Origin of the sequence: Haloarcula salina (assembly GCF_010119195.1) — an archaeon.
Classification (GTDB): Archaea; Halobacteriota; Halobacteria; order Halobacteriales; family Haloarculaceae; genus Haloarcula; species Haloarcula salina.
In genome coordinates this window covers 896,918-906,974 of the sequence record NZ_WRXL01000001.1, presented here as the reverse complement: position 1 = coordinate 906,974, position 10,057 = coordinate 896,918, and the positions used below count along the sequence as shown (strand labels likewise).

At 68.3% G+C, this 10,057-nt stretch carries 8 protein-coding genes; 4 read left to right on the top strand and 4 right to left on the bottom strand.

The annotated features are described in order from the left end of the window. Window positions 1-32: 32 nt before the first annotated feature. A complete protein-coding gene (locus GM656_RS04645; RefSeq protein ID WP_162412473.1) occupies window positions 33-806 on the bottom strand; it encodes a CbiX/SirB N-terminal domain-containing protein in 774 nt (257 codons plus the stop codon). A gap of 162 nt (window positions 807-968) precedes the next feature. On the opposite strand from GM656_RS04645, the gene GM656_RS04640 reads away from it, so the two are divergent. Together GM656_RS04640 and GM656_RS04635 are read left to right on the top strand one after the other, a co-directional pair. Beyond that, on the top strand, window positions 969-1,457 hold the full coding sequence (locus GM656_RS04640; RefSeq protein ID WP_162412472.1) for a cation:proton antiporter regulatory subunit: 489 nt from the start codon (window positions 969-971) through the stop codon (window positions 1,455-1,457). Between the two features lie 34 nt (window positions 1,458-1,491). Beyond that, on the top strand, window positions 1,492-2,703 hold the full coding sequence (locus tag GM656_RS04635) for a cation:proton antiporter (RefSeq protein WP_162412471.1): 1,212 nt from the start codon (window positions 1,492-1,494) through the stop codon (window positions 2,701-2,703). A 23-nt stretch (window positions 2,704-2,726) separates the two neighbouring features. On the opposite strand, the gene GM656_RS04630 is transcribed toward GM656_RS04635, so the two are convergent. Beyond that, window positions 2,727-3,767, bottom strand: a complete 1,041-nt coding sequence (locus GM656_RS04630) for a zinc-binding dehydrogenase (RefSeq protein ID WP_162412470.1) — start codon at window positions 3,765-3,767, stop codon at window positions 2,727-2,729. A 415-nt stretch (window positions 3,768-4,182) separates the two neighbouring features. On the opposite strand from GM656_RS04630, the gene GM656_RS04625 reads away from it, so the two are divergent. Next, a complete protein-coding gene (locus tag GM656_RS04625) occupies window positions 4,183-4,377 on the top strand; it encodes a XapX domain-containing protein (protein ID WP_162412469.1) in 195 nt (64 codons plus the stop codon). 77 nt (window positions 4,378-4,454) lie between these two features. Here the strand turns inward: GM656_RS04625 and GM656_RS04620 are convergent, their stop codons facing one another. Together GM656_RS04620 and GM656_RS04615 are read right to left on the bottom strand one after the other, a co-directional pair. Next, complete coding sequence (locus tag GM656_RS04620) at window positions 4,455-5,225, bottom strand: hypothetical protein (protein WP_241692699.1); 771 nt, start codon at window positions 5,223-5,225, stop codon at window positions 4,455-4,457. A gap of 3 nt (window positions 5,226-5,228) precedes the next feature. Further along, complete coding sequence (locus GM656_RS04615; RefSeq protein ID WP_394352092.1) at window positions 5,229-8,714, bottom strand: CehA/McbA family metallohydrolase; 3,486 nt, start codon at window positions 8,712-8,714, stop codon at window positions 5,229-5,231. A 385-nt stretch (window positions 8,715-9,099) separates the two neighbouring features. Between GM656_RS04615 and GM656_RS04610 the strand changes: the two genes are divergently transcribed. Then, window positions 9,100-10,026, top strand: a complete 927-nt coding sequence (locus GM656_RS04610; RefSeq protein ID WP_162412468.1) for a nucleoside hydrolase — start codon at window positions 9,100-9,102, stop codon at window positions 10,024-10,026. Window positions 10,027-10,057 lie beyond the last annotated feature (31 nt).

Below are 10,057 nucleotides of genomic sequence, written 5' to 3'. Positions count from 1 at the left end.
CACTGACCTAGCGAGAACCGACCAACCCGTTCCTAGTCGCCTTCGCCGTCGGTCGCCATCGGCCGCGTCGTCCCGGCCAGCGTGGCCTCGAAGGTCCGCGGCGTGGTCGCGCAGGCGAGCGTCCGCGTCGTCTCGACGGCGGTCTCGATGGCCTCGGTGACGAGCGGGTGCTCGCCGAGCGGGTCGGCGTAGGCGAGGCCGCCGCGGTCGAGGTCGAGCTTGGCGGGAATCTGCTCGGCGGTCGCTTCGCTCGGCGCGAGAAAGAGCGGGACGGCGGCGGCGTGGTCGCGGGTGAGGTTGTAGCGCACGCACTCGACGGCGGGGTTCTGGAGCAGGTAGCAGGGCTCGACCTCGCCGAAGTCGGTCCGCTCGCGCAGGCGCTCGGCGTGGTACTCCGTCACCTGTCGCTGGTAGGGCGTGCCGCCGGAGCCGAAGGCGACCAGCGCGAGCGACGAGTCGTGTGACTCCGGGACGACCGACACCGCGCGCTCTCGGAGCGCCTCGGTGACGAGCGGACTGCGCCCGACGGGCTCGCAGTAGTGCGTCTCGGCGTCGACGGCCGCCAGCGCGGCCGGAATCTCGGTGACCGTCGTGTGGTCGTGGGCGACGGTCAGCGGGAGCGCGAACACGCGGTCGGCGTCGACGGCGGCGAGGGCCTCGCGCAGCTCCCGGCGGGGCTCGCGGTCGTAGGTCAGCACTCGCACGTCCGTGGCTACCCCGCGGTCGCGAAGGCGGCGAGCGTGTGTCTCGAACGGCGTCGCACGCGGCGCGTCGCGACCGATGAGCAGGAGTGTGTCGTGTGGCATTGGTGGCTCCCGTCGCTAAAACAAATTACTTTGTCTTAGCGAAAGTTGGCTTGTCTTAGGGTTACGTCGAGTCCACTAATACCTTTGGGTCACTCCCTGCGCCTTCCTCGAACCGGCTCTCGCACCCGGGTCTTATTGCCTCGCCGACGCAATCTCGCGGGTATGGACGTGACCGAGAGCGACCTGCCCGGCGTGGGGAAGAAACACGAGGTGGACATCGGCGGCGGCCAGCAACTGGTCATCGTCACGCACAACACGGGGACCCGCGAACTGTACCTGAAAGCGAGCGACGACGCCGATTCCGAGAAGCTCGTCGAACTCTCCGATCGGATGGCCCGTCTGGTCGGGACCATCCTGGAGGGCGCGTACTTCCAGCCGGTCCAGTCCGACCACGTCGAGACGATGCTGGCGGAGGGGACGCTGCTGGAGTGGTTCGCCGTCGACCCGGACTCCCCGCTCGTCGGTGAGACGGTCGCCAGCGCCGACGTGGGCCAGCGCACGGGCGTGACCGTCGTCGCCATCCAGCGCGACGGTGAGGTGATTCCGGGGCCGATGCCCGAGCGGACCATCGAGGCGGGCGACACCCTCGTCGTCGTCGGCAATCGAGAGAGCTGTGACGCCTTCGAGCACCTCCTCTCCGGTGACGAATAGATGCACGTGAGCGGACTGCGGGAGGTGGCCCAGAGTGGCTGACTTGCTGGGCGTGGGCGTGCTGTTCGCCGCCGTGGCCGTCGCCGGCGTCGTCGCCGTCAGGGTCGACAAGTCCGTCATCCCGCTGTACATCGTCGTCGGGATGGTGCTGTCGCCGTCCGTGACCGACGACCTCGCCGTCGCCGGCGTCGAGTTCCCCACCATCGGCGGCTCCGAATTCGTCGACATCGGCGCGGAACTGGGCATCGTCTTCCTCCTCTTTTTCCTCGGGCTGGAGTTCAACCTCGACCGCCTCGTCGAGAGCCGCCAGCGCATCGGGAGAGCGGGACTCCTCGACCTTGGCATCAACTTCGGGGCCGGCCTGCTGCTCGGGTTCGCGCTGTTTCGCGACCCGCTCGCGGCCGTGCTGGTGGCCGGCATCGTCTACATCTCCTCGTCGGCCATCATCACCAAGTCGCTCATCGACCTCGGCTGGATCGCCAACGACGAGGCCGAACCGATGCTCGGGTCCCTCGTCTTCGAGGACCTGTTCATCGCGGTGTATCTCACCGTCGCCGCGGCGCTCGTCACCGGCGGATCCGACGTGGGGGCCGCCGCGACCTCCGTCGGCGTCGCGCTCGCGTTCATCGTCGGCCTCCTCCTGCTGGCGCAGTACGGCACGCCGTGGTTCGAGCGGGCGCTCGAGACCAACTCTAACGAGTACAAGGTGTTGCGGGCCGTCGGCGTCACGGTTCTGATCGCCGGCGTGGCCCTCGCCATCGGCGTCAGCGAGGCCGTCGCGGCCTTCTTCGTCGGCATGGCGTTCGCCCCGACCTCGCACGCCCACGACCTCGAAAACCTGCTGGAACCGGTCCGGGACACGTTCGCGGCCGTGTTCTTCTTCTGGATCGGCGTCGAGACCGATCCGACGCTGTTCCCCGGCGTCGCTGGCCTCGTCGCCGCCGCCGTCGTCGTCACGACGCCGACCAAGATCCTCTCGGGCTATCTCGGCGGCCGCGCGTACGACCTCGGCCCGCGGCGGTCGATGCGCGTCGGTCTCGGCATGGTCACGCGCGGGGAGTTCTCGCTCATCATCGCCGCCGTCGCGCTGACGGGCGCGGGCGTGTCGCTGTCGGTCGATCTCGCCAACGCGATTTACTCCTTCACCGTCGCCTACGTGCTCGTCATGAGCGTGCTGGGGACGATGCTGATGCAGTACTCAGCGCCCTTCGAACGGTTCGCGGTCGAGCGGTTCGGGACGGAGTAGCCGTCGAACCCGCGACGAGCGACCTACAGCTCGCTGTCCGGGACGACGACCACTTTCCCGAAGCCCTCGCGGTTCTCGATGATCTCGTGGGCGCGGGCGATCTCGCTCATCGGCAGCGTCTCGCGGACGCGCGGCTCCATGTGCCCCTCCCAGACCAGTTCGAGCACCTCGTCGGCCTGGCCCGGCGTCGCCATCGTCGACCCGATCACCTGAAGCTGGTTCCAGAAGATGCGGTTCAGGTCCGTCTCGGGGGTGCCGCCCGTCGTCGCGCCGCAGGTCACCACGCGGCCGCCCTTGACGAGGCTCTTGAGCGAGTCCTGCCAGGTCTGTGCGCCGACGTGGTCGACGACCATGTCGACACCGCGGCCGTCGGTCAGGTCGCGGATCTCGCTCGCGAAGTCCGTCTCCGCGTAGTTGATTGTGTGGTCCGCGCCCAGTTCGGCGGCGTAGTCGAGCTTCTCCTGGCTGCTGGCCGTCGCGAACACCTCAGCGCCCGCGTGGTCGGCGACCTGGACGGCGGCGTGGCCGACGCCGCCGGACGCGCCGAGGACGAGCACCGACTCGCCGGCCTTCAGATCGCCGCGGTCGCGGAGCATCCGCCAGGCGGTCTGGAACACGAGCGGGGCCGCGGCGGCCGTCTCCCAGTCGACGCCCTCGGGGACCGGCGTGAGGTTCTCGGCCGGCACGGCGGCGAACTCGCTGTGGACGCCGCGGACGTGCTCGCCGATGATGTGGAAGTCCGGTGCGAGCGTCGGGTCGCCCTTCCGCGTGAACTCGTCGCCCCCGCCGCTCTTGCCAGCGAGAACGGCGACGCGGTCGCCGGGTTCGAATCGCGATACGTCCTCGCCCACCTCGCTCACGACGCCCGCGCCGTCGCTGCCGGGGATGTGGGGCATGTCGAGGTCGACGCCGGGGAGGCCCCGCCGCGTCCAGATGTCCAGGTGGTTCAACGCGGCGGCCTTCACGTCGATCACTACCTCGTCGCGTCCCGGCTCCGGGTCCGGGAACTCGCCATACTCGAGCACGTCACGGTCGCCGTGGTGGTCGAACTGAACGGCTTGCATCGTCATCATTTATCGTGCAACTCTTATAAATGGCCAGTCCGCGGAACCGACAGGACGGTGCCGTCTCACTGAAGTGCTGACGACTATCGACGTTATACGTCTATATAGTGAAAAATATCGAGAAAATACCTATATACTCAAATCTAGTTCCAAATTCTGCATTACTTGGCCAATATCGGAGATATGAACTCTTACGATGCAGATATGTATTACAAAGGCAATTATCTGGATATCGAATCGCCTTCTATGAACCCGGGATACTCGACCAGCCGCAGTGGTATGTGAGTTCGACGCACTGCGGCGACGAGAGCGAGCATACTTATCCGTCGACGCCGTTCCCTGTCTCACCAATGACACGCAGTTCGACCCGCGACGACGCGACCGCACCGCGGCTGACGGACGGGGTGAGCGCCCGATGAATCTCTCGCTCGTCGTCCTCGCGACGATGACCGGCGTCTTCACCGGCGTCGCCTTCGGCCTCCTCGACGTTCCGATTCCGGCCCCGCCGAACCTCGCGGGCGTCATGGGCATCGCCGGCATCCTCGTCGGCTACCGCCTCGTCGAGCACTTCGACGTCGGCGTCAGCCTCCATTCGCTGTTCGGCATCTGAGTCGGTCGCGACGGAACCGAAATTTCCTGCTGATTCGTTCGCCACCGTCGAGCGACGGCGGTCGCCCGGGCCTCCGATCACCCGTCGGTGTGGCCCGTCCCCGTCGGCTCGTGCGCGTGGTCGCCACTGCCGTCTCCGTGACTGTGTCCGGCATCGGTTTCGTCGTGACTGTGCTCGCCATCTCCGTCGCTGTGGTCGTGAGCGCCTTCGCTATTCTCGCTGCCACCGTCGCCGTGGCTGTGGTCGCGCGTCAGACGGCCGTGGTAGGTGTCGAGCGTGCGTTCGAGGAGCGCGGTGCGGGTCTCGTGGCCCGAGACGACGGGCCTGGCCCACCGGGTTTCGGTCCGCCAGTAGCCCATCACCGTCCCCGAGGGCTCGATCAGCTTCGCGTCGAGGCCGTCGACCCGCCAGTCGTCGGCGTAGGCCTGCACGAACGAGACGACGACCGTCTCGATGCCCGCGGCGATCTCGTGGCTCCGGGTGCTCTGCGTGACGTACGTCAGCCTGACGCGGCCGTCCTCGACGCTGAGCGACTCGACGTCGACGAAGCGCTCGCGAAGCGACGACTCGAACGACCCGAGCGGACCGGCCGCGTCCGCGTGGTCCTCGTGGGTGTGGGCCTCGTCGTGATCGCTGTCCTCGGTACTGTGGTCGTGGCCGTGCTCGTGGTCCGCCTCGGTCGGCGTCCGCGTCGGGGCGGCCGTCTCGGGGCTCGATCCGGATGCACCGGTGGGGTCGGACTGGCCCGAGGACGCGCCGAACCCGCTACAGCCGGCGCTCGATGCCGCCGCCAGCGCGAGGGTCCCGAGGAACCCCCGCCGCGTCGACCGCTGGCTGACGTCCCGCATGGTTCACTCGCCCCGCCGGGCCGTTAGCAGGGCCGCGCCGACGAGCGCGATCAGCGCCGCGACGGCGGTGAAGCCGGGGCCAGCGGCCGCGGCGGTCTCGGTTCCCGCGGCGTCGGTCTGGGTCGCCCCGCCGCCGGATTCGGTCGCCGGCTCGGCGTCGGTCGCGGTCCCGCTCGCGTCGGTGGCCGTCTCGGTGTCGTCGGACGCCGCGCCGCCCGACTCGCCGTCGCTCTCGGTGTCGGACTCGCCCCGCTGGCCGGTCGCGATCCAGACGGGACTGGTCAGCGCGCGGTCGCCGTCAACGTCGACGACACGGAACGCGACCCAGGCGTTCCCGTCGACCGGGACCTCGGTACGCATCGTGTCGTTCGTCCCGTCGAGCGTGACGTTGGCGACGGTCGTGCCGTTCCTGATGACGTGGGCGTACGCGAGTTCGTCGAGGTTACGGACCGTGGCCTCGGCGGTGACGTTCGACCCGGCCGTCGTGGTGACGGTCTCGCCGGGCATCCGGTCAGCGACGGTGAACTGGACGGCCGGTCCGTACGTCGCGTAGGTGTGGCCGTCCTTCACGGACTGCGCCCACTTGTCGGCGGTGACGTTGCCTTCGACGTAGGCCCGCGTGCGGGCGCTGCCGTACTTGACCGGGAAGCACTGCGAGCAGTGGTCGTCGCTGACCCCGGTCGCGGCGATGTCGTAGCCCTGATTCCAGAGATTGAACAGCCCGCGGACGCTGGCGGCGTCACCGGCCCCGTACTCGCCGTTATACGCCTCGATGGCGTCGACCATCGGGAGGTACTCGTCCTCCTGTCCGGGCGCTTCAGAGAGGTCGACGAAGCGGTCTCCGGGATGGTTGATCTGGAAGACGGTCGCGTTGTGCTGGGCGCGGGACTCCTCGATGAACTCCACGAGCGTCCCCTCGGAGTCGACCATCTCCTCGCCGTGCATCGGGTAGGGGTTGAAGTGTCCGAGGTCACCGGTGGTGATCTCCTCGCTGCGGATGAACAGCTCGTCGCGCGCCTCGGCCTGGGACTGCATCGAGCCCCAGCCGCCGATGGCGTTGTGGTCCGAGATGAACACCGCGTCGACGCCCGAGGACTTCTGGATGGCGAGGAAGTTGTCGATCGGCGTCTTGCCGTCGAAGCTCACGCTGCTGTGGGCGTGCGGGTCGACGCTGACCCAGTCGTTTTCGCTGGGGTCGAGTTCTTCCGTGAACGTGGCGTTGACCGTGACTGCCTCGCCCGGCGTCACGGAGACGTTCTTGCGGACCGGTTCGGTGTTGTACTCGGTCCCGTGGTTCAGGACGAGGGTGTAGTTACCGGGCGGCAGTTCGAAGGACGCCGTTCCGACGGGCGTCGTCTGCGTGTAGACGGTCTTGACCGCCGTGCCCTCGTCGAGGACCGTGATCCGGGCGTCGGCCGGGCTGACCTGCCCGCTGTCGTTCAGCGACGTGGTGACGTTGACCGGCGCGGGGCCTTCGAGCGTGTCGAAGGAGACGGCCGCCGTCTCGCCCTCGGTGACGGTCACGGTCTTGGACTCGGAGGGCGCGAAGCCCGGTGCCTCCGCCCGGAGGGTGTACTCGCCGGCCGGCAGGTCGAGGTCGTACGACCCCTCGTCGGTCCCGACGGTGTACGTGAACGCGCCGTCGTCCGTCGAGGCGGTGACCGTGGCCCGCGAGACGGACTCGTTGTCCGCGCTCTCGACCGTGCCGGTCACCGAGCCCACGTCGGCGTCGGTCTGACGGTTGTAGTACTCGCTGGTCGCGCTACTGGACCCGTCCGCGCCGACGAAGAAGGCGAACTCTGCGGACTGGGACTCGCCGGGGTCGAGGCGGTGTTCGAGCCACGGATCGACCCACGTCGAGGAGGCCGTGTACGAGGTGAACGAGCCGTTCCCGCCCCAGACGCCGTAGCTGACTCGGTCGCCGGTCAGCGCGGCCCACGGCTGGGTGAGCGTGTCGGCGCTCACCGGCGGCGCGCGCGTCTCCTCGATAGTCCCCGAACCGGGGAGCCAGGTGGACTGGCCCTCGGAACTCAGTGCCGCCCCGCTCTGGAGGCGCTCTGAGTCGTTGACCGGGAGGCGCCGGTCGCCGCCGTTCTCCATCGTCGTGTTGATCCAGACGTGACTGGAGTTGGCCGGCAGCGTGTACGTCGTCGTGAGCGAGACGTTCGGATTGCTACTGGCGTGGCCGGTCGCGGTGACGACCGCCGCGCCGTTCGGTCCGGTGGCGTTCTGGCGCTCGAAGGACTCGTAGACGGGCCACGTGCCGAAGTTGTTGAACGCGAACTCGGCGACGCCGATCTGGTCGGTCGTCAGCCCGTAGGCGTTGGCGTCGTAGATGCCGCCGGGGAGCGTGCCGAAGGGCCCGTTGCTCTCGGTCCCGATGGCGACAGCGACCTCGCTGTTCTTCAGGACGATGGTCTCGTTGGCGGGCGTCTCGCCGCCCTTGAGCCGCTCGCCGGTGACCGCGACCGGCCTCTCGGGGCGCTCGACGTGGCCCGAGGCGGCCAGCCACTTCACCGTCCGGAACAGGAACGGCCGGGTGTCGGTCTGCTGGTGTTCGGCCTGCCACTCGTCGGTGAGGTAGGTCGTCAGCGACTTCTGGCTGCCGAAGGCGACGACGCGGCCGTTCTGGCCGATGTCCCACGTCGCGGCCGCGCCGACGATGCGCTCCCCGCCGGGGAAGCGCTCCTCGGTCGTCGAGTACGTGTACTCGTAGGTGTCCTCGTCGCCGTACAGCAGCGGGGCCTGGGTCCCGTTGTCCGTGTCGGTCACGTTGATGCTGACGCCGTCGTACTCCACCGTCTCGACGCCGTCGGTGACGGGATGATTCCCGGTGTTGTGCAGGACTACTCGCCACTCGTAGTCCTCGACGGTCTTGTTAGTCGGGTCCTGGATGTTGCGCAGCCACTTGTCGCTCTCGCCGTTGAAGTGGAGCCCGTACGGGTCGGTGATGTCGTTGAGCTTCCCCGCGTTGCCCTGCAGCGGCGAGGTCCAGTCGGCCACGACGAACAGGCTGCCGCCGTTGCGGACGTACTCGTCCAGCGCCCGCTGCTCGGCCTCGCTGTAAGCGGTCTGCGGGACCGGGATGATAACCACGTCGTAGTCCGACAGCCCGCTCGCGGCCGAGTCGTTCCACGAGGTCAGCCCGCCCGTGGTGGAGCGCTTCGTGTCCACGTCGTACCCCCGCTCGCTGAGCCGGTTCGCGAACTTCGTGAACGTCGAACCCTGATGGCTCCCGTCGATGAGCACGTCGACGCCGGCTCCGCTGGCGTTGAGGTCGACCGAACTATCAGGCCTCGGGCAGCTCTGGTTCAGCTGACAGTTCACGGCCGGTGCGCTCGAATTCTGTGCGGTCTGTGCCGTCGCCGCGGCGCTCGCGTTCGTCGGCTGTGCCGACGTCGTCGCCGAAGCGGCCACAGGACCGCTCACGACGGAGAGAACGAGAACGATGCTAAGCGCTAGCGAACGGACGTTGTTACTGGATGTCACTTTGTGCACGGTATAAATACAGCGTATTTAAAAGTTACGTCGGACAAACAAATGCCTACAAGTACCCGAAACAATACATAGTGGCGGAACGACGTTTCCGCGCGTCGTCGGGTCGGTGACCGAGCGCCGCCGTGATGCCCACGCGTCGTGGACTGGTCCCGCTCGGTGGCCGGCCGGTACCGGTGTCGCCTTGCGTCTCCTTCAAGAGCGTTCCCCCCGGCACATTCCATGTGCCGCCACGCACATCCGGCACAGCCATGTGTCACGGCTCGGACCGCTTCCATCTGGCGTGTCTGTGGCCGCGTATCGGTCCGTTCGCCGGGCTCGGCACCTCGTCGCGTGAGCGCACCAGTCTTTATTAGACGCTGGCCGCAACGCGAACGGTATGTCACGCAAAGTCTTCTTCGACGTGGACCCCGGGTGCGACGACGCCGTGATGCTGGCGATGGCGCTCGGCCACGACGCCGTCGACGTGGTCGGCATCTCGACGGTCTGTGGCAACACGACCGTCGACAACACAACGCGGAACGCCCACGGGATCCTGGAACTGGGCGGCTACGACGTGCCCGTCGCGCGCGGCTGCGCCCGGCCGCTCGTCGACGACCTCGACACCGCGGAGTGGATCCACGGGGAGAACGGTATCAAGGGCGAACTGCCCGAGACGGACCGCGAGACGCGCGACAGCCACGGGGCCGACGCGATCATCGAGGCGGCCCGCGAGCACGGCGACGCGCTGACCATCGCGGCCGTCGGGCCGCTGCCGAACCTCGCGCTGGCGCTCGCGAAAGAGCCGACGCTTCCCGACCTGGTCGACGAGATCTACCTCATGGGCGGGGCGGCGATGACGACAGGGAACGTGACGCCGATGGCCGAGGCGAACTTCCACAACGACCCCGCGGCGGCCAGCCGCGTCCTGCAGGACGCCGGCCCGAAGATGGTGGGCCTCGACGTGACCAACCGCGCGACCGTGGCTCCGGAGTTCGTCGCGTCCTGCCGCGAGGCCGGCGGCGTCCGCGCCACCGTCGCCGAGTGGCTCGACTACCGCCCCGACTCCGGGACCTACCCCACGGCCGAGGCCCCGGCCATCCACGACGCCGCGGTCGTCGCCGACATCGTCGACGACGCCGTCCTCACCTTCGAGGAGTACTACATCGCCGTCGACACGAGCGGCGGGCCCTCCCACGGCGCGGTCATCTGCGACGAGCACGGCGTGACCGACAACGACCCGAACGGACGGGTGGCCGTCGACATCGACGTGGCCCGCTACCGCGACATCCTCGAAACGGGCGTGCGAGCTTACGCGGCTGAGTAGGCGTCGATTTACCGCGGTAGCGAGAGAAGAA